Raw genomic sequence first — 19,253 nt, 5'->3', positions numbered from 1 at the left:
AGATCGTGGGATGTCTGAACCGACTAAAGATCAAAAGATCTGGCAAGTGGTATTGGCCGTTCCCAGGGGGGAAGGTGGTCAGTTATGGCCAGGTAGCAGAGATGGCCGGGCTTGGTCGGCAGGCGCGGTACATCGGAAGGGCGTTGGGTAAGTTGCCAGAGGGGCATTCGGTGCCCTGGTATCGGGTGATTCGCAGTAACGGCCAGATTGCTTTTCCCGTGGGTTCAGAGAAATACCAGGAGCAGGTAAGCCGGCTTGAAGCTGAGGGTGTAGAAGTCACTCACGGGCGGGTTTCGATGTCGCGGTTTCGGTGGCAATGAGAGTATGGAGGTGATCCAGCACGTCGGCTTTTGCCCCGGCAGGTGCTCGTGAAAGCCGTTCTTCGATATAGCGCTGAACCTTGTCAATTGCCTTCAGGCACTGTTCGTATAATTCCCGCGTTCTGGCCGAGCTCAAGTCACATACCTGAATGCCAAACCGCTCTAAATGCTTTCTTGGCCACCATTTTTTGCTGCCCATAAGGGTAAGGGCCGAGATGTCCTGCCTGATGTAGGCCGTGGTGCAAACGACATCGTAGGCCGGGGCCAGTCTGATGGCATCAATGCTTTCGTAAACCAGGCCAAAGTTCTTCAGGTGGGCGTCGCCATTCTGCAGGATGTTGTTCAGGACGATCATCTTGAAAAACTGCTCCAGGGAGGCGGCTTTGTTTTCCGCGCTCACAAAGGTCTTAATGGTTTTGGCAATCTGCTCGTAGCTGCCGGTGTACTTTTCCTCCCGCTGTTTTGCCTGAAGCACGCACATGTCTTCAAAGCCCAGAGCCACACCGCTGTCTTTCAGATCGAACCGCTTCATGATGAACAGGGATTCGTCATCCGAGAGGTAGAATTCAGGGACGGGAATGCCGGCATTCTGGCAGGCTAGCATGCAGCAGTATTCATTGAGGGCCAGCTCCGGATAATCCGGGCCCCAGGCTTTAACAATGTAGTCTTCAAGGTGAAGCGTCGCCTTGTTTTCCAGTGTCGCGAGGACCTTGGGCTGCACACCGCTCAGTGCAGAGCGAAGCGCAAAACGCGACACCAGTTCCTCGAACAGATCGGGGTTGCCAGAGTGCAAGAGCGTGTCGAGGCTCAGTGATCTCTCTCCGGGGTGATCATCAGGGTTGAATTCGATTCGGCCACGTATGTTTGGCGCGAGCAGTCGAAGAAGCCCGAAGTCGTCGGTATCCGTGAGTTTGGCAAACTGCTTTTTGATAACGGCGAGCAGGTAGCCCTCTGGCAGGTGCATCTCGAAAACAGGGTGCAGCTGTGGATGGGTATAATCTTTCTTTCGCACCGGCATGGTCAGCGAGACGAACGCGTCCGGACGGGCTTGTCCGGAATAGCTGAACACGTATTCGCCAGATTCCCGGAAAAGTCTCCCGGCAGGCCGCTGATGTACATGAACGTCGAGTTCATCGCTCATCACGCAGCTCCTCTAGTGTCGGGAACGGAGACTTGTCCCGGATAGCCAGTTCCTTTCCCAGGTAGTCCAGGATTTTCATAACCTTGCGGATGCCAATATCGCCGGACCGGCCGTTTTCCAGGGCATTGACGGTGGCACGGGAGATGCCCAGGTGGTCTGCCAGCTTCTGCTGGGAGACTCCTTGTTGCCGCCGGTGCAGGGCGATGTCGTGTCCGAGAGTTTGGAAATCCATTTTGGGCTCTGAGTGGCTAAAATAATTTACATCATTGGTTATTTTTTGTGATTTGTAAAGTATTTTAGCTTAATGCCAGCTCGTCCCTGATCTGGCATTACTTCCGGTGAGTTGCGGTTGATTACAGCCGCAAAGCCCCATCCACTTCAATTATCCGCCCGGAGACATAGTCATTCTCAAAGATAAACGCCGCCGCCGAGGCGATTTCTTCCGGCTGGCCCATACGCTTGAGCGGAATGCCGGCGATCATTTTTTCCAGGACTTCCGGTTTCATGGAGGCGGTCATTTCGGTTTCGATAAAGCCCGGAGCTATGCCTGCACAGCGGATGCCGTGGCGGGCGAGTTCCCTGGCCCAGACCGGAACCAGGGCGGAGACGCCGGCTTTGGCGGCGGAGTAGTTGCTCTGGCCCATGTTGCCGGCGCGGGAGATGGAGGCAATGTTGATGATCACACCCTGGTCGCCGTTCTTGATCATCCGGGTGGCGGCTTCGCGGCCGCAGAGGAAGACGCCGGTGAGGTTGACGTCGATCACGGCCTGCCACTGGGACAGTTCCATGCGCCGCTCAACTTTGCACTCTTTGGCTTTGACCATCAGGCAGTCGCGGAGGATGCCGGCGTTGTTGATCAGACCATTGAGGTGGCCGAAGTCTTTGATGATGGCTTCGAAGGTTTTCTCGACGTCTTCTTCTTTCGCCACGTTGCAAATGTAGCTTTTTGCCTCTGAACCGGCGGCTTTGCAGGCGGCGACGGCTTCGTCCAGTTTTTCCGGCATCAGGTCGATCAACGCGACTTTTGTGCCTTTGGAGGCAAGGTGTTCAGCCATGGCACGGCCCAGACCCTGGCCGCCACCGGTAATCGCAATCACGGAATCTTGAAGTTTCATGTTTTGCCCTAACTAAATTGAATGAGGTTCAGCAGTTTCTGTGTGCCTGTATCTCTACGCAAACCAGAGACAAATGTTTTTTAAGTGTGCGGCCCGCACCTTGCCTCTTACCCGGTGACGCGCTAACTCACAATGCCGGACCGCATTCTCATTTTGAGGGCTGCGAGTATACCAGACCTTCTGAAATTCCTGTTCAGACCCTGAGGTCCCGATGTCTGTGTTTCTTTTCTTATTCATTATCATGCCGATTGCCGAGATGGCGGTATTGATCAAAGTGGGCGGCATGATTGGTGTACTGAACACCGTGGGGCTGGTGTTGCTGACGGCAGTTATTGGCGCCTGGCTTTTGCGCCAGCAGGGACTGGCAACACTGTTGAAGGCCAACCAGCGTCTGAACAGTGGTGAACTACCCGCCAGGGAGGTTGCCGAAGGTCTGATTCTGGCTGTTGGTGGTGCCTTGCTGCTTACGCCGGGGTTCATCACCGATACCGTCGGCTTTTTGTGCCTGATCCCGGGAACCCGTCACTGGCTGGCGGCCCAGGCGCTGAAGCGGATGGAGGTGGCTGGCCGGAGCCGGAGTTTCCATTTCCGTTCCGGAGGTGGTTCGAATCCCTTCGGGCAGGATCCGTTTGGTGGCCGGGAAAACCCGTTCGGGCAGCAAAGTCCGTTTGATCGGGACGGCAACGGCGACATTATCGAAGGCGAGTACCAGGATGAGACGGAATCCGATCGCGACCGGATCGAAAAAAAGTGAAAAATTTTTCTCTCGGGGTGTTGAAAACCCCTACCTGCTACCCCACATAGGAACCACAAGTTCGCTGCGGGCTTATAACCTCTGAAAAACAGGTGGTTAGCAGCCGGGCAATTTGTCGGATTATGCTTCGCTAATCCGACCTACAACAGCAAATGTCATTGCCACATCAATCTGACTATTGGAGAAACCGAGCAATGAAAATTCGTCCGCTACACGATCGTGTTGTCGTGCGCCGTAAGGAAGAAGAAGAGAAAACTGCAGGTGGCATCGTGCTGCCAGGCAACGCCAAGGAAAAGCCGTCCCAGGGAGAGGTAATTGCCGTGGGCAATGGCCGTATCCTCGATAACGGTGAGACCCGTGCACTGGCGGTCAAGGTGGGTGACACCGTGGTTTTCGGTCAATACGCCGGTAATACCGTAAAGGTTGACGGTGAAGAGCTCCTGATTATGAGCGAGAACGACATCTACGGCGTGCTTGAGTGATCGCATAAGCGACCGGCACGAACTCTCATTATTCCGACTGACTCAACAACTTCGGTTTAACGAACAGGAATAGAAGACATGGCAGCAAAAGACGTTAAATTCGGTGATAGCGCTCGTAAGCGCATGGTCGCAGGCGTCAACGTTCTGGCAGACGCGGTTAAGGTGACCCTCGGCCCGAAAGGCCGTAACGTGGTTCTGGAAAAATCCTTTGGCTCGCCAACCATCACCAAAGATGGTGTTTCCGTAGCCAAGGAAATCGAGCTGAAAGACAAGTTCGAGAACATGGGTGCGCAGATGGTCAAGGAAGTTGCTTCCCAGACCAATGACACTGCGGGCGACGGCACCACTACCGCGACCGTTCTGGCCCAATCCATTGTCAACGAGGGTGTTAAGGCCGTTACTGCCGGCATGAACCCGATGGATCTGAAGCGTGGTATCGACAAGGCCACTGCCCAAGCCGTGAAGGCTATCCGTGAGATGGCCAAGCCGTGCGACGACAACCGCAACATTGCCCAGGTAGGCACTATCTCTGCCAACGGCGACGAGGCCATCGGCAAGATCATCGCTGATGCCATGGAGCGTGTTGGTAAGGAAGGCGTGATCACTGTCGAGGAAGGCCGTGGCCTGGAAGATGAGCTGGACGTGGTTGAAGGCATGCAGTTCGACCGCGGCTTCCTGTCTCCGTACTTCATCAACAACCAGGACAACATGTCTGCCGAGCTGGATGACCCGTACATCCTGCTGGTCGACAAGAAGATCTCCAACATCCGCGAATTGCTGCCGGTGCTGGAATCTGTAGCGAAAGCTGGCAAGCCGCTGATGATCATCGCTGAAGACATCGAAGGCGAAGCGCTGGCAACTCTGGTTGTGAACAACATGCGTGGCATCGTGAAGGTGTCAGCTGTGAAGGCGCCCGGCTTCGGTGATCGCCGCAAGGAAATGCTGCAGGACATCGCGATCCTGACTGGTGGTACTGTGATTTCCGAGGAAGTGGGTCTGTCTCTGGAGAACACCTCTCTGGACGACCTGGGCACTGCCAGGCGCGTCAACATTACCAAGGAAAACACCACGGTAATTGGCGGTGCCGGTGGCCAGGCGGATATCGAAGCCCGCGTTGAGCAGATCCGCCGGCAGATCGAAGACAGCTCTTCCGATTACGACAAGGAAAAGCTGCAGGAGCGGGTTGCCAAGCTGGCGGGCGGTGTTGCCGTCATCAAGGTGGGCGCCGGTTCCGAAGTGGAAATGAAAGAGAAGAAAGCCCGCGTTGAGGACGCGCTGCACTCTACCCGCGCTGCGGTCGAAGAGGGCATCGTGCCTGGTGGCGGTGTAACCCTGATCCGTGCCATAGCGGCGCTGGACAAGGTGGATGCCCTCAACGAAGAGCAGAAAGCCGGTGTCAACATCCTGCGCCGTGCCATGGAAGCGCCGCTGCGCCAGATCGTGTACAACGCAGGTGGCGAGTCTTCTGTTGTGGTTGCCAAGGTTCGCGAAGGCGAAGGTGCCTTTGGCTACAACGCGGCTACCGAAGCGTACGGCGACATGCTGGAAATGGGTATCCTGGATCCTGCCAAGGTGACCCGTTCCGCGCTGCAGGCTGCGGCTTCCGTTGCGTCCCTGATCATCACCACCGAGGCGATGATTGCAGACCAGCCGGAAGACGAGAAAGCCGGTGGTATGCCGGACATGGGTGGCATGGGCGGAATGGGAGGCATGGGCGGCATGATGTAGTGCCGGCCTGATCCTGGCCCCTTAAAAACCCCGCGCTGGTTCACACTGGCGCGGGGTTTTTGTTTTTTTGTCATGAACTTGCGCCATGCCTTTGCTAGACTCGGCTTCCGGTCCATTTTCTGTGTGTAGCTGAATGAGTGACGCTGAACCAACGTCTTTTCTCCGCCCCGGCAAGGTGTTTTTGCTTCTGTTGCTGGGCGCTCTGGTTTATCTGTTGTCACTGGTGTTTCTGGTACCCGCCGGCTGGGTCTGGCAGCGGGTGTCTGCCCAGGTGCCGCTGCCGGCCCAGGTGCAGGTCCGGCAGGTGGCCGGCAGGCTTTGGGATGGCGAGGCTGGTGTGATTGTGGCGGGTTTTCCGCTGCGTGTGGACTGGCGCCTGCACCTGCCCTCCGTTACCCGCCTGGAACTGCCGCTCAGGATTTCCGTGGAATCGTCACAATCTTCGCTGGATGGTGATGTTACGATCGGATGGCCGGCCAGCGCCCGAATGAACGCACGCGGGCAAGTGGCGGTTGCTGAATTTGAGGGGCTTATCCGCCAGAGTGGCGGCGCGATGATTGAGGGTGCGGTGACCATTGACCGTCTTGAAATGGCGTGGGCGGACAACCGGATTACCCGGGCTGAAGGCCTCGGGCGCTGGGGTGGCGGGCTGGTTACCTGGCCCATGGGCGATCAGCGAGGCCAGGCTGAATTCCCGCCGATGCAGGCGACACTGGATACGGTCGATAACAGCCGCGGTGGTGGGGCCCTGACCGTCGCCGAGCAGGGTGGAGAAGGCCCGGCGGCGGATGCAACGATATTCTGGAACGGGATGATGGAGTTGCGTGTCTACAAACGCATGGTGGATCTGGCCGGCCAGCCGTGGCCGGACTCCGCCAGCCCGGGGGACGTCGTGTTCCGGGTGCGGCAGCCGCTTATCCCGGGGGCAAGATAGTATGGCCCTGCTGAGCGCCCAGGCCCAGAGCCGAATTTCGCGGGCTGTCGCGAACCTGTTGCTGGTGGCGTTGGTGCTCTACCTGGGGGTAGCCATGGCCCGGGTTACCTGGCTGGTTGCCTGGGACGACAGGCCGGTTCCCCGTGCGCCGGTATCGGACGGCGCAGGTAAACTGGCAACGGGCGGTCCCATGACAGGGTCCATGGCCATCTACGATTTCTTCGGTCGCTCAGGGCGGGCAGTGGAGGTCGCTGAGGCCGTTCGCCGTTCGGCACCGGAGACCCGTCTGAGACTTCGGCTCGAAGGCGTTCTGGTTGCGCAGCGTCCGGAGGACTCCGGTGCTATAGTTGCAGGAAGCAATGGTGAGACAGCGTATTACCGGGTGGGAGAGGTGTTGCCCGGTAATGCCGAACTCGCTGAAGTAGAACCGGGGCGTGTGCTGATTCGCCGGGGAGGGCGTTATGAATCGCTTACCTTTGAAGAATCGGTGTCCCCGGACCTGGTTGCAGAGGTAGCGGCGAGGCCGGCAGACTCCTCTCCCGATGTGTTTCTGGCCAACGCCCGTGAACAGATTGATAGCCAGGGCATGGCGGCACTTGCACCCTTTGGGCTTGGCCCGGTGGATGAGAGCGGCATGTCCGGGTATGTATATGACGGCTCTAACGCCATGCTGAATGCCGTTAATCTGCAGGCCGGTGACGTGATTACCGCCATCAACGGTCAGCGGCTGGGTGATATCGATCAGGACAAGGCCTTGCTTGAGAACTGGCGTGACCAGTCTCAGTTGGAGATAGAAATAGAGCGTGACGGATCCATCCTCACCATCAGTTATGCCATACCCGAGCAGTGGCGCTGACCGGGTTCATCGAAACAGGAAGAAATCGCCAGATGTATAACCACAAGACCAATCTGTTACGGGCCATTGCTCTGCTTATTTTGATGCCGATGATGTCATTGGCGTACGGGCAGGAAGAAACCTGGCGGCTGAACCTGAAGGATGCGGATATCCGTGCCTTTGTCACCCAGGTGGCGGACATTACCGGTTACAGTTTTGTGGTGGATCCGAGGGTGAAGGGCAAGGTGACGGTGCTTTCCAGCGCACCCATGAACAAGGATGAGATTTACGACCTGTTCCTGGCCGTTCTGAACGTACACGGCTTTACCGCAATTCCCGGCGAGGAGGTGATCAAGGTGGTGCAGCAGGTGGACGCCAAGCAGTCCGCTGAAATCCTGTCCCGCTTCGAGGAAACACCCTCGGAACAACTGATTACCCGGGTTATTCAGATTGATAACGCCAACGCCCTCGAACTGGTGCCGATTCTTCGGCCGCTGGTCGCGAAGTACGGGCACCTGGCCGGTGTCGCTGCCGCCAACGCCCTGATCATCAGCGATCACTCTTCCAACATCGCGCGTATTGAACAGATTGTCCGGGAACTGGACAGCCCCTCTAAATATGAGGTTGAAGTTATCCAGCTCGAGGAAGCCTGGGTGGGGGACATGGTTACCTTGCTTCAGGAACTGGCACCAGACGAGCTGGGCCGGGCCGGCGGTGACAACGCTGCCCGCAAGTACAGTGTTACCGCGGATGAGCGCTCCAACCGGCTGATTCTCCGTGGTGATGAAACGTTCCGCGATAAGATGCGGGGGTTGATCCGCCAGCTGGACCAGCCGTCCGCGACCGGCGGCACCACCAAGGTTCTCCGCTTGAAGCATGCCGATGCCAAGAACCTGGTGGAGATTCTCAAAGGCGTGATGGGTGAAGTGGCGAAGGAAGGTGCCGGTGCAGCAGGCTCAGCATCTGGCGGCAGCAATCCGGGTGGTTCATTTACTGTATTTTCCGATGAGGGCCTGAACGCACTGGTGGTTCGCGGTGAGCCATCGTTGATGCAGGAAGCGGAACAGATTGTGGCGGCTCTTGATGTGCGTCGGGCTCAGGTAATGATTGAAGCGGCGATTGTTGAGATCAGCGATGAAATGGGCCGTGACCTGGGTGTGCAGCTGGCCGCCGGCGACGAGTCGGGCGGTTCCACGCCAGTGCTTGGCACCAGCTTCGGCAATGTCGGGCGAAGCTTGGGGGATGTGCTGACGGCCATCCTGTCTGATACCCCAATCGCCCCTGCCGTAGGCGGGATCACCATCGGCGCTGGTGAGCGCAACGAAAACGGCGTGAGCTGGGGGGTGCTGTTGCAGGCCCTGTCGACATCCACGGCGGCCAATCTATTGTCCACGCCAAGCATCATTACCCTCGATAACCAGGAATCGGAGATCACCGTGGGCCAGAACGTGCCCTTCCGCACGGGCCAGACAGCGGTCGTCGGCGATGGCCTGAGCAATCCGTTTACCACTATCGAGCGCCGGGATGTGGGCCTGACCCTGAAGGTCACGCCGACCATCAGTGCGGATGGCCTGGTACGGCTGGTGGTGGAGCAGACCACCGAGAGCGTCGCAGACAGCATTGAAAATGCCTCCGACATCGTAACCAACAAACGTGAGATCAAGACTACCGTCCTGGCCGATGACGGCGAAACCATCGTGCTCGGCGGGCTGATTCGCGAAGATACCCAGGTAACCAGGAGTCAGGTGCCACTGCTTGGGGATATTCCATATCTGGGGCGTCTGTTCTCATCGGAAAACACCAGCCGGATCAAGCGCAACCTGCTGGTATTCCTGAGGCCTACGATCATGCTGGGCAAGGCGGACGCGGTGACCGCCACGGAGATCAAATACCGGGCCCTGTGGGACGTTGACCTTGATGTGCGTAAAAAACTCGGGCTGCCCCGGAATGGCTCCCAGCCACCTATCGACGAGCTGTTCGATGCTGGTAGCAGCAGGCGGGCGCAATAGGCCGCTCAAACCATCAGTGGCGGCATCGGACAATCCATCTGATCCGCCACCAGTCGCATCAGCTCATATTCCCGGGTCTCAACCTTGCCATCGTGGGTGATGCAGTGCCCGCAGGCATCGATCACCGCAGGCTTCAGCAAGGGGGACAGGCCGTTAAGAGCGGTCAGGGCTTCCCGTAGCTGGCGCATGGTGACCTTCTCCAGCACCGGCTGGGTTCCATTACGAGTATCCATAAAGCCCGCCATCGCTTCCCGGTAAAGCGTTTCAGCGTCGGCCTGGGAGGGCGAGCCTGCGCGAGCCAGCAGGCTCAGAAGCCTTTGCAGGGCTGGTATTACGGGCCTGTAGCTTTTAAAACGAACAGGGACCACTCTGTCTGCCTCGGCACCCAGGTGCCGGGACAGGAAGCTGGTCAGCGCCAGCTCAAACAGGCTAACCCGGTTATCCGCCGCCACCAGTTTCTGAACGTTGGTAATCAGCCCTTCCCGCTCTTCCGGATCCAGCTTGCGCAGAGCTGGCATGGCCAGCTCGAGGGCCGGGAACCGGACACCGTCGCCAATGGTCTTCAGGGCGGGCAGCAGTTTTTTCAGCAGATCCGGCTGGCTGCCCAGTACCGGGTGAGGGGGTAGCAGGGTGAGCCTCTGCACCTGCTGTTCCCGGGAAAGTTCACTGATCAGCATGGCATAGCAAAGCTGCACAGCGCCGGCCCGGGTGTACAAGAGATTCCGGAAGGTGGCCGGGAGCCGGCTCAGAAAGCGGAGGGCGAAATCCTCGCTTTGCCGGTTGATGGTGCCAACCTGGTCTGAAAATTTCCGGGCTGGCTTCGTTGGTGCTTCAGTGCCGGAAGCCAGTGGCGATGTTCGCGCGCCTTTTCCGGATACTGGCCCGAGTATTTCCGGGGCGGCTCCGGTGAATCCCGACGTTCCAGCCGCTGGTGCCGGGCCTGAACTCCGGTAAAGATCAGCCCCCGGCTCGGTGTCGCGGAGCCGGCTGCGCAGTCTGGCCAGCATGCCGGGCTGAATCGCGTTAATGCGTTCATCGATAGGAGGATGGGACGCCAGCAGGGCGGTAAATTTCATTCGGGCGCTTTCGCCAAAACACATATGGTTCATATCGCTGGCGTGGCTGGTGGTGTCCAGGTATCCGCCCTTCAGGCCAATCTTGAACAGCGCTCCCGCGATGCCTTCCGGGTTGCGGGTGAACTGAACGGATGAGGCATCTGCCAGCATTTCCCGTTGCCGCGAGACTGCCGCCTGAATAAGCCGGCCGAAGAAAACCCCCACGTAGCCAATCACAAACAGCGCCAGGCCGATGATGCCCATGGCGGCCTGGGCCCGCCCGTCCCGGGACCGTCCGACCCGGTGGCCCCGGTAGAAGGAGGTCCGAAGCAGGAAACCGCCAATCTGACCAATCATCAGAATGCCGGCAAGCAGGGCAATGAGCCGGACGTTCAGCCGCATGTCGCCGTTAAAGATGTGGCTGAACTCGTGGGCGACAACGCCCTGGAGCTCGTCCCGCGACAGCTGGGTGATGGCGCCATGGGTGACCACCATCACCGCTTCGCCGGGCGTGTAGCCGGCCACGAAGGCGTTGATGCCGGTTTCCTGGTCCATTACGTAGAGTTCTGGTACAGGTACGCCGCTGGCGATGGCCATTTCCTCGACAATGTTGCGCAGTTTGCGCTCGTCGCTATCCCGGGTGTCCGGGTCAACCGGCCGCGCGCCCACCATCTTGGCAACCCGGCTGCCGCCGCCGGCCAGATCGACCCAGCGCAGCAGGGAGCCGAGACCAATCAGCAGCACGACCGTTGCGGCCGTCAACAGCCCGTGACTGGAAAGCAGCCAGTGATGAAAGGCGAGGCCGGAGGATTCGCTGCGGGTAACGAAGTAACCCACGAGAGCAACCGCCAGGGTGATAAGGGCGACCGCTGTGATGAACAGGAGTACCAGCAGGCTGGTGTTGCGCCGGGCGTGGGCCTGGCGCTGAAAGAAACCGGGATGAGCCATGCCTCAGGGCCTCAGAAGGCCACTTTCGGGGCCTGGCGGGCTTCCGGTGAATCCAGTTCCAACTGAGCCGTTTCCTTGAAGGCAAACATGCCCGAAATGATGTTGTTGGGGAACTGCTCCCGGAAAATGTTGTAGCTCATGATGCCATCGTTATAGGCCTGGCGGGCGAAGGCAACCCGGTTCTCGGTGCTGGACAGCTCTTCCATCAGTTGCTGGATGGTCTCGTTGGCTTTCAGCTCCGGGTAGTTCTCCGCAACGGCATAAAAGTTGGCGAGGGCCTTGGTCAGGAGATTTTCCGCACTACCGAGCCGTTGGATCCTGGTGCCGTCACCGGGATCCCTGGCGGCGTCTTTCTGGGCACTGACTGCGTTGTTACGGGCTTCCATGACCTGGGTGAGGGTGCTCTTCTCGTGGGTAAGGTAGGCCTTGGCAGCCTCAACCAGATTTGGAATCAGGTCGTGGCGACGCTGCAACTGCACATCAATCTGGGCAAAGCCGTTTTTGAATTGATTACGCAGGGAAACCAGGCGGTTGTAGATAAAGGCCAGATAGGTTATGACGACGGCAATAACAATCAGGCCAATGACGGTAGTTCCCATGGCAACTCCTCAGGGTGATGAATCAGGCGTTATTTTCCACGATTTGCTTGTGAAAACCTTTTACAAAAGTCTCAAAATCTTTCGGTAGAAGCGGTTTGCTGAAGTAGTAACCCTGCGCCAGCTGGCATCCGCGCTGGCTGAGATAGTACTCCTGCTCTGCGGTTTCCACGCCCTCCGCAACCACGGACAGGTTCAGGCTCCTGCCCAGATCAATGATGGTGTTGGCAATTCGGGTATCTTCCTCATTCACCAGCAGATCGCGAATGAACTGCTTGTCGATTTTCAGGTGCTGAACCGGCATCTGCTTGAGGTAAGTGAGAGACGAATAACCGGTGCCGAAATCGTCCACGGCAATGCTGATGCCTGCCTTGTGCAAGCGGTGCAGTTTGGCCACGGCATCTGAAAGGTTGGTCATGAAGCTGGTTTCGGTCACTTCCAGCTCCAGCCTGCCGGCGGGGATTTTGTGCCGCTTCAGAGTATCGAGAATGTCGTCAACGATGGTTTCCTGGCGTAACTGAACCGCCGAGAGATTAACGGCAATGCGCAGCGGGGAGCCATCGGACGCCCATCGGGCCGCCTGCCAGCAGGCCTGGTTCAGTACCCATTGGCCGATCTCGACGATGGAACCGTTGGATTCGGCCACGGGAATGAAAAAGTCGGGTGGTACCAGACCACGGGTCGGGTGCTCCCATCTTAGCAGTGCCTCGGCACCGATCACCCGTTTGCTCTCCAGGTTGATCTGGGGCTGGTAGACCAGATGGAACTGGTGATTGGACTGGGCCTGGGAAAGCTCTTTTTCCAGTTGTTTCCTGTCCCGGATTTCCTGGTCAATACTGGCTACGTAGAACTGGAAGTGATTGTGCCCGTTTTGCTTGGCCAGGGTCATGGTCTGTTCGGCACTCTGGAGCAACCGGTCGGCCCGGTCGGTATCGGAGGGGAACAGCGCAATGCCCATGGTTGCGGTCATGGTGACGTTCTGGTCGTCAACCAGCATCGGACTACTGATGCTGGCAAGGATGCGTTCGGCGGTGTCGGCGGCCTGGAATCCGTCCCGGAGGCCTTTTTCAACAATCACGAACTGGTCACTGCCCAGGCGGGCAATGGTAAAGCGGGCGTTATCGAGTTTGCTGGTAAGCCGGTCGGCCATCGTTTGCAGAATGAGATCACCGGTGCGGAAACCGCATTGCTCGTTCACGGATTTGAAATCGTCAATGCCGCAGACAATCAGGGACAGCGAGGTATTCCGTTTGTTGGCCTCTTCAATGTCCCGAATCAGCAATTCCATAAACGTATCGCGGCTGGGCAGGCCGGTTAGCTGGTCATAGCGAGACAGGCGGCTGACCCTGTCCTCGGCTTCCCGGTGGCGTGTCTGGCTGTCGCCAATGGCGACAAGGAGATTGTTGGTAGCGTTCACCCAAAGGCCGAGCTCATCGCTCTGGTGGCCGGAGGGGGTGGTTACCAGACGATCGTCCGGGTGGGCCGGATCAACCTGCTTCACGGAGCGGACAATTCTCAGCAGTGGCCGGGTGAGTAGCAGGTGGAACACATAGAACAGCACCAAGCCCAGAATAAGAGCGGTGGCTATGCCTGAGGCAAAGGTGACGGCAGCCCGGTCCAGCCAGGTGCCTGCCGCGGGTGCGGTGTCGTAGTGAACATCCAGGTAGCCGTAAATCGTCTCCGGGCTTCTTTCCCGGATCAGCGGCTCGCGAAACAGCCGCTCGGTGCCAAAAATCGGGTCGGTCACGGGTCTGAAGGCAGTTTCCTGTAGGGGGCGGCTGCGACTGCCCAGGGGCTCGCCTTCCGGATGGGCGATGTGGGCCTTGTGAATGGCTTCCTTGGCAAAAAGACCGTCGACCACCTGCTGGGCCAGTTCAGCATCAATGCTGAAGACGGCCTGGGCGGCTGCGTCTTTCACCATGGCAATGGTCTGGCGGGCGTCGTGGTCCAGACCCCTGGACACGCGCCGGGCGTCCAGGATCACCTGAACGGTGCTGACAATAACACCACTGACAAGGGCCACGGCAAGGATCCACCGTAAGATTCGATAGCCCAGGCGATGTTCAACCTCGAAGGAGTTTTGCATTCAGCCCTGTCTTTAATCCGGTTTTTTCAGGACGACAGCGTCGCGTAGGGGGCGATGCGCTCGGAGTCTCACCCTGATGGTTACTTGTAAGTATGGTTCAGAGTTGGCGTAACTTCGTAGAGTATCGGTGATTTTCCCAAAGATTTCAGTGCGCGGTTGTGTCAATTTGTAATTGTTTCTGGGTGACAGATACACGAACGCCCGCGCAGGGCGGGCGTTCGTGTGCTGCCGTTTTTTACGGCTACACCTGGAAGTCTGGCTTCGATCAGGCCAGGTTTTCGTTCACGAAATCCCAGTTGACCAGGTTCCAGAAAGCTTCCAGGTAATTCGGGCGGGAGTTGCGATAGTCGATGTAGTACGCATGCTCCCACACGTCGACAGTCAGCACCGGCTTGTCGGCACCGGTCAGCGGGGTTTCCGCGTTGCTGGTGTTGGCAATCGCAACGCTGCCGTCAGCTTTCTTCACCAGCCAGGTCCAGCCGGAGCCGAAGTTGTTGGCGGCCTTGTCGTTGAACTCTTTCTTGAAGTCTTCGAAAGAACCAAAGGCTTTTTCGATGGCTTCCCTGGCAGCGCCGGTCGGCTCACCGCCACCGTTCGGGCTCAGGCAGTGCCAGTAGAAAGTGTGGTTCCAAACCTGCGCCGCGTTGTTGAACAGCGGGCCGCTGGCGCTCTTGATGATGTCTTCAAGAGACTTGTTGGCGTTGTCGGTACCTTCTACCAGGCCATTCAGCTTGGTGACGTAAGTGTTGTGGTGCTTGCCGTAATGGTACTCAAGGGTTTCCTCAGAGATGTGCGGTTCCAGTGCGTTTTTTTCATAAGGCAGTGCGGGAAGTTCAAATGCCATGAGGTCGTTCTCCCTGTCTCTCTGTTTATGTGGATGTACGTAAATTAAATATAAGGTCGATTTGAGTCAGATCAACCCTTTGTCGTTAAAGAACTTTTAAACTCCGGGCTGCCGGGCAGGAACTGCGCGCAGTTCTTTACCCGCCACACCAGCTCTTCGTAGCTGTCTGCAAGAATGTTCACGTGGCCCAGCTTCCGGCCCGGCCGTTCGCCTTTATTATAGAGGTGAACGTGGGCATAGGGCAGTTCGAGGATGCGCTCAATGTCGCCATGCTCGCCGATGATGTTGATCATGCAGCTTACGCCACGGGGCGCGACATTCCCAAGGGGGTGGCCGCTTATCGCGCGGATGTGGTTCTCGAACTGGCTGGTCATTGCGCCTTCGATGGTCCAGTGCCCGGAGTTGTGGACCCTCGGGGCCATCTCGTTGGCTACCAGGCCATTGGCAGTCTCGAACAGCTCAAGGGTGAGTACGCCAACATAATCCAATTCGTTCAGTAGCGCCCTGATGTAACGCTCGGCATCTTCCTGGATATGCTTCTCAAGCCTCGGGGCTGGCGCAATCGAGTAGCGCAGGATGCCCTCGTGGTGGGTATTCTCGGTGATCGGGTAGAAGGCCAGTTCACCGTCTTCGGCTCTTACCGCGATCATCGATACTTCCCGGTGGAAGTCGACAAACTTTTCCACGATCAGGCGCGGATGGCCGATGGAATCCCAGGCCGCATCGGCATCCTCCGGACTTTTCAGGACTGCCTGGCCCTTGCCGTCATAGCCTTCGGTATTGGACTTTGCCACTACCGGGCAACCAAGTTCTTCCGCGGCGGCTTTCAGGGAGGTGGCGCTGTCGGCAATTTTCCACTCCGGCGTCGGAATGCCCAGCTGGCCAAACAGGGTTTTCTCCGCTTCGCGGTTCTGGCAAACCCGGAGGGCCCTGGGGCAGGGGTGCACGGGTTTGTGGGCGGCAATTTTCTCGGCCACGTCTACCGGCAGGTGTTCAAATTCGTAGGTAACCCGGTCAACCCGGGAGAGGAAGTCATCCAGGTATTCGCCGTCGCGGTCGATAATGACTTCACCGAGCCCGGCACTGGGGCTGCCGGACATGTCATAGAAAACAAAGGTCTTGGCCAGTGGGTATCCGGCCAGTGCCAGCATTCTTCCCAGTTGGCCGGCGCCCAGTACACCAATTCTCATTTGTGTTCTCCTGCCTTGTGTTCGGCGTTTAGCGTCTGACTTTTGGAGTGTGAGCGGGGTGGAAACCCTTTTCCAAAACACGCTCCTTGCGGCACGTCCATGTGACGCTTGGGCTCCGCCATCCATGGCTCCGCACAGTTTTGGAAAAGGGTTTCCACCCCGCTCAGCAGGCTTGGGAGTCAACGCGTGGCTTAGTTTGTTTGACCATGGTGCCATTTATGATGAACCACCCAAAGCTGGGGGAGCCTTCGGGAGATGCCCTTCCAAAACTGTAGAGGGCCATGGATGGCCCGAAACAAGCGCACATGGACGTGCTTGTAGCGTGTTTTGGAAGGGCATCTCCCGAAGGCTCCTTTCTCCGGAGTTTGGCTCCGGGGCCTGGCACCCAGTTCTGATTACTGATCCTGAGGGTCAGGATTGTCCAGTATCGTCTGTGTTTGAGTAGAGCGAAATTCTTCTACGGCTTTGCGGACATTGTCGTCGGACGTGCCGATAATCTGTGCTGCCAGCAGGCCAGCGTTGGTGGCCCCGGCTTTGCCGATGGCCAGTGTGCCAACGGCGATGCCGCCGGGCATCTGGACGATGGACAGCAGGGAATCGAGGCCATTCAGGGTTTTGGACTGAACAGGCACGCCCAGGACCGGCAGGGCGGTTTGCGAGGCAATCATGCCCGGCAGGTGCGCTGCGCCGCCGGCACCGGCAATGATGACTTTCAGGCCGCGGTCCGCGGCGGTTTTGGCGTAGTCAAACAGCAGATCCGGGGTGCGGTGGGCCGAGACGACTTTGGTTTCATAGGGTACGCCAAGTTTTTCGAGCATGTTGGCGGCGTGTTCCATGGTGGGCCAGTCGGATTTGGAGCCCATGATGAGTCCTACAAGCGGCTGCATATGCAACAGTCCTGTGATAATTGGAAAGCCGGCCATTGTATGTTTTGCCTACCTGCCATGCAACAAAGCCCGGAGCATGGCGGGGTTGGGGTTCCTTTTCCAGAAACCGCTACGAGCACATCCCTGTGCGCTTGACTCCGGCCATCCTTGGCCTCCGACATTTCTGGAAAAGGAACCCCAACCCCGCCCCAGGGCTCTGTGCGGTGTTCCTGTAACAAGCCTTCATTTCACCCTGCTTATAAGTACAGGTATTATCGGTCCTTATTGTTTAAACCGTCCATTTGTTTAAACCGCCTATAGTCAGGAGCTGTAATGGAACCCATCCGTCCAGGTGATGATGAGCTGAGAGCCGAACGACCGATTGGTAGTGCCGGGCCCAGGGCAGCGGCTGAGAAAAAGCCCAAGCCATTTTCCGCCGGAAAGGGGGAGCCGCCGCGGCGTGAGAGGCCGGCTGTCGGGGGTAAAAGCGGCAAGGGCGGTAGCGGCGGCAATGGCCGTGGGAGTGTGGCGATGCTCTGGTTGCTGGTGATTGCGGTGGCCGTGGCAGCGGGTGCTGGCTGGTATTCGCAGAACCAGAGGGTTCAGGCTTTGGAGAGCCAGTTGGAGGAGGCGGACTACTGGGCGCGGCAGAGCAAGCTGGCGTTGGCGCGGTTTGAGGGGGATCTTTCCGAGACCGGGGAGACTCTTCAGGAGCGTGGTGCGTCGCTGGCGGATCAGATTGCTGCGCAGAAGAAGCGGCTGGATACGGCGGACAGTGAGATCAGGAAACTTTGGGCCATTGCCAATGAGCGCAACAAGAAGCGCCTGGACGAGCATCAGGAGCGGATTGCCGCAGTTGAGTCCGGCCTTGCTGAAAGCAAGAAGGCCGTTGGTGCGCTGGAGGCTTCAGCCGAGAAGGTCCGGACGTCGCTTTCGGCAGATATTGCGGCCGTGAAGCAACAGACGGAGACGTCGATAACGGCCCTGCAGGACGCAAACCGGCAGGCGACGAATCAGCTTACCAAACTCAGCCAGCAACTGGCGGATGTGGATCAGGTGATTGAGAGCCGTATCCGGCGGTTTGAGCAGGAGCAGAAACTGGGGATCAGCGGTATGGAAGGGCGGGTTGCGGCCCTCGAGCGGAAGACCGAGGCGCTTTCCGATGGCGGCCGGGTTCAGGCGCTTCGGAATGAGCTCGCAAGCCTGAAAAGGACGGTGGAGTCCATTGATGCCTCCCGCTCGCAGCTGACTTCCCGTCTGGTAAGGCTTTCCGAGGAGTTGAACCAGCTTCGGACTCAGGTGAGCCGGCAGTAGTCTGAGGTTTTCGGTTCATTAAACGGTGGTATTTCGGGTTTTGTAACGGTTTGTAGTCATCCCTTGCGGTAGCTCTCATTTCTGCTGTTTTGCAGTTGTTATGATCAGGCAACTCGCAATCAGGATGAAGAGTTAACAACAATGAAAACCCGGGTGCCCTCTGCTTTGTCTGTTCTCCGGCCGCTGGCTGTGTTGTCTCTGTTGCTGGTGATGTCGGGTTGTACGGTTTACCAGTCCATCGGCAAGAGCGTGGGCTCGTTCCTGCATCCGGTCTCCGGCCATGACTTCGTGCATATTGATAACGACCGCTGGGACCGCCGGAATGCGGTGCTGTACTTCTACCGGACCCATTCCCAGTGGGCGGCGGACGAGATTGAGGCCCCCAGTGTCTACATCGACGACACGCACTACTTCAATATCCGCAACGACAGTTATACCTGGCTGGAGGTCAGCCCGGGGGAACGTCACATTGCCATGCGCCGGCCGTTGCTAGGGCTGGAGGGGATGAACTCCTTCAGTCTGAGCCTGATTGCGGACGCCACGCTGGAGGTTGAGCCGGGCCAGATCTATTACCTGCGGTACAACGAGCTCACGGAGCCAGGTCAGCGGCATCCGGATCTGGATCCGGATCATCCGCTGGCTCGGGGCGACCTGCAGCTGGTGACCCGGGATTATGCAATGCAGGCGGAGGAGATTGTCTCAACCCGTTTTCTGAACAGCGATCTGCTGGCGCCAAATCACGCAGCTACGTCTATTGTCGAAGTTAATGAGGATATGGATTATGAGCGTCGGCTGGTGCTGCTCGAGGAAGAGCGTGAGCTTGAAACCGAGCGTCTGAAGCAGGAGGGCAAGTACGAATCTGCCTCATGGTTCTGGCCCTTTGGCGGTGGTCCCACGGTTCCTTTGGAAGCGGATCGCAAGATCGAGAAGCTGGAAGCCGAATACGCGGAGCTGGAACTGGAGCGCGAGCGCCGTGAGGAAGCGGAATCCGGTGGTCGCTGGTGGATTTTCTGAGGGCTGACTACACTGTCTGCAG

General features: G+C 58.1%; 17 protein-coding genes and 1 pseudogene. 9 read left to right on the top strand and 9 right to left on the bottom strand.

Translation table 11 applies throughout. The features are described from left to right. The first annotated feature begins 10 nt into the window (after positions 1-10). A pseudogene (locus NLK58_RS05690) lies at positions 11-320 on the top strand (MGMT family protein). On the opposite strand, the gene NLK58_RS05685 reads toward NLK58_RS05690, so the two are convergent. From NLK58_RS05685 to NLK58_RS05675, 3 genes are all read right to left on the bottom strand, one after another. Continuing rightward, on the bottom strand, positions 277-1,461 hold the full coding sequence (locus NLK58_RS05685) for a type II toxin-antitoxin system HipA family toxin (protein ID WP_303285373.1): 1,185 nt from the start codon (positions 1,459-1,461) through the stop codon (positions 277-279). The pseudogene NLK58_RS05690 and the gene NLK58_RS05685 overlap by 44 nt on opposite strands. After that, a complete protein-coding gene (locus tag NLK58_RS05680; RefSeq protein ID WP_303285372.1) occupies positions 1,451-1,693 on the bottom strand; it encodes a helix-turn-helix transcriptional regulator in 243 nt (80 codons plus the stop codon). Before NLK58_RS05680 ends, NLK58_RS05685 begins: the two co-directional genes overlap by 11 nt. Positions 1,694-1,814: 121 nt before the next feature. Beyond that, on the bottom strand, positions 1,815-2,576 hold the full coding sequence (locus NLK58_RS05675) for an SDR family oxidoreductase (protein WP_341582237.1): 762 nt from the start codon (positions 2,574-2,576) through the stop codon (positions 1,815-1,817). 211 nt (positions 2,577-2,787) lie between these two features. On the opposite strand from NLK58_RS05675, the gene NLK58_RS05670 reads away from it, so the two are divergent. From NLK58_RS05670 to gspD, 6 genes are all read left to right on the top strand, one after another. Then, positions 2,788-3,330, top strand: coding sequence for an FxsA family protein (locus NLK58_RS05670; RefSeq protein WP_341582236.1), 543 nt, complete (start codon positions 2,788-2,790; stop codon positions 3,328-3,330). 194 nt (positions 3,331-3,524) lie between these two features. Beyond that, positions 3,525-3,812, top strand: coding sequence for a co-chaperone GroES (gene groES / locus NLK58_RS05665; protein ID WP_011785505.1), 288 nt, complete (start codon positions 3,525-3,527; stop codon positions 3,810-3,812). Positions 3,813-3,890: 78 nt separating this feature from the next. Continuing rightward, on the top strand, positions 3,891-5,540 hold the full coding sequence (gene groL / locus NLK58_RS05660; protein WP_117617653.1) for a chaperonin GroEL: 1,650 nt from the start codon (positions 3,891-3,893) through the stop codon (positions 5,538-5,540). A 133-nt stretch (positions 5,541-5,673) separates the two neighbouring features. Further along, positions 5,674-6,474, top strand: a complete 801-nt coding sequence (gspN, locus tag NLK58_RS05655; RefSeq protein ID WP_341582235.1) for a type II secretion system protein N — start codon at positions 5,674-5,676, stop codon at positions 6,472-6,474. 1 nt (position 6,475) lies between these two features. Continuing rightward, positions 6,476-7,330: a type II secretion system protein N gene (locus NLK58_RS05650; RefSeq protein WP_341582234.1), complete on the top strand. Its 855-nt coding sequence runs from the start codon at positions 6,476-6,478 to the stop codon at positions 7,328-7,330. A 32-nt stretch (positions 7,331-7,362) separates the two neighbouring features. Next, the gene (gene gspD / locus NLK58_RS05645) at positions 7,363-9,318 is read left to right on the top strand and encodes a type II secretion system secretin GspD (protein ID WP_341582233.1); all 1,956 of its coding nucleotides are present in this window, start codon (positions 7,363-7,365) and stop codon (positions 9,316-9,318) included. Between the two features lie 5 nt (positions 9,319-9,323). On the opposite strand, the gene NLK58_RS05640 is transcribed toward gspD, so the two are convergent. The 6 genes from NLK58_RS05640 to purE form a co-directional block, all read right to left on the bottom strand. Continuing rightward, positions 9,324-11,321, bottom strand: a complete 1,998-nt coding sequence (locus tag NLK58_RS05640; protein WP_341582232.1) for a M48 family metallopeptidase — start codon at positions 11,319-11,321, stop codon at positions 9,324-9,326. Between the two features lie 11 nt (positions 11,322-11,332). Continuing rightward, complete coding sequence (locus NLK58_RS05635; protein ID WP_341582231.1) at positions 11,333-11,920, bottom strand: LemA family protein; 588 nt, start codon at positions 11,918-11,920, stop codon at positions 11,333-11,335. A 22-nt stretch (positions 11,921-11,942) separates the two neighbouring features. Further along, positions 11,943-14,003, bottom strand: coding sequence for an EAL domain-containing protein (locus tag NLK58_RS05630; protein ID WP_341582230.1), 2,061 nt, complete (start codon positions 14,001-14,003; stop codon positions 11,943-11,945). Positions 14,004-14,268: 265 nt separating this feature from the next. Beyond that, the gene (gene sodB / locus NLK58_RS05625) at positions 14,269-14,847 is read right to left on the bottom strand and encodes a superoxide dismutase [Fe] (RefSeq protein WP_117617646.1); all 579 of its coding nucleotides are present in this window, start codon (positions 14,845-14,847) and stop codon (positions 14,269-14,271) included. A 71-nt stretch (positions 14,848-14,918) separates the two neighbouring features. Then, positions 14,919-16,037 (bottom strand): 5-(carboxyamino)imidazole ribonucleotide synthase, encoded by a 1,119-nt coding sequence (locus NLK58_RS05620; RefSeq protein WP_117617645.1) that lies wholly within the window; start codon positions 16,035-16,037, stop codon positions 14,919-14,921. A 395-nt stretch (positions 16,038-16,432) separates the two neighbouring features. Further along, a complete protein-coding gene (gene purE / locus NLK58_RS05615; protein WP_117617644.1) occupies positions 16,433-16,924 on the bottom strand; it encodes a 5-(carboxyamino)imidazole ribonucleotide mutase in 492 nt (163 codons plus the stop codon). A 312-nt stretch (positions 16,925-17,236) separates the two neighbouring features. Between purE and NLK58_RS05610 the strand changes: the two genes are divergently transcribed. Both NLK58_RS05610 and NLK58_RS05605 read left to right on the top strand, forming a co-directional pair. Then, a complete protein-coding gene (locus NLK58_RS05610) occupies positions 17,237-18,217 on the top strand; it encodes a hypothetical protein (RefSeq protein ID WP_117617643.1) in 981 nt (326 codons plus the stop codon). Positions 18,218-18,358: 141 nt separating this feature from the next. Further along, complete coding sequence (locus tag NLK58_RS05605) at positions 18,359-19,231, top strand: DUF2846 domain-containing protein (RefSeq protein ID WP_117617642.1); 873 nt, start codon at positions 18,359-18,361, stop codon at positions 19,229-19,231. The last annotated feature ends 22 nt before the right edge of the window (positions 19,232-19,253 follow it).

This window comes from Marinobacter metalliresistant, assembly GCF_038098645.1.
GTDB lineage: Bacteria > Pseudomonadota > Gammaproteobacteria > Pseudomonadales > Oleiphilaceae > Marinobacter > Marinobacter metalliresistant.
The sequence above is the reverse complement of the archived record's forward strand: the minus strand, read 5'-3'. Positions and strand labels throughout refer to the sequence as shown.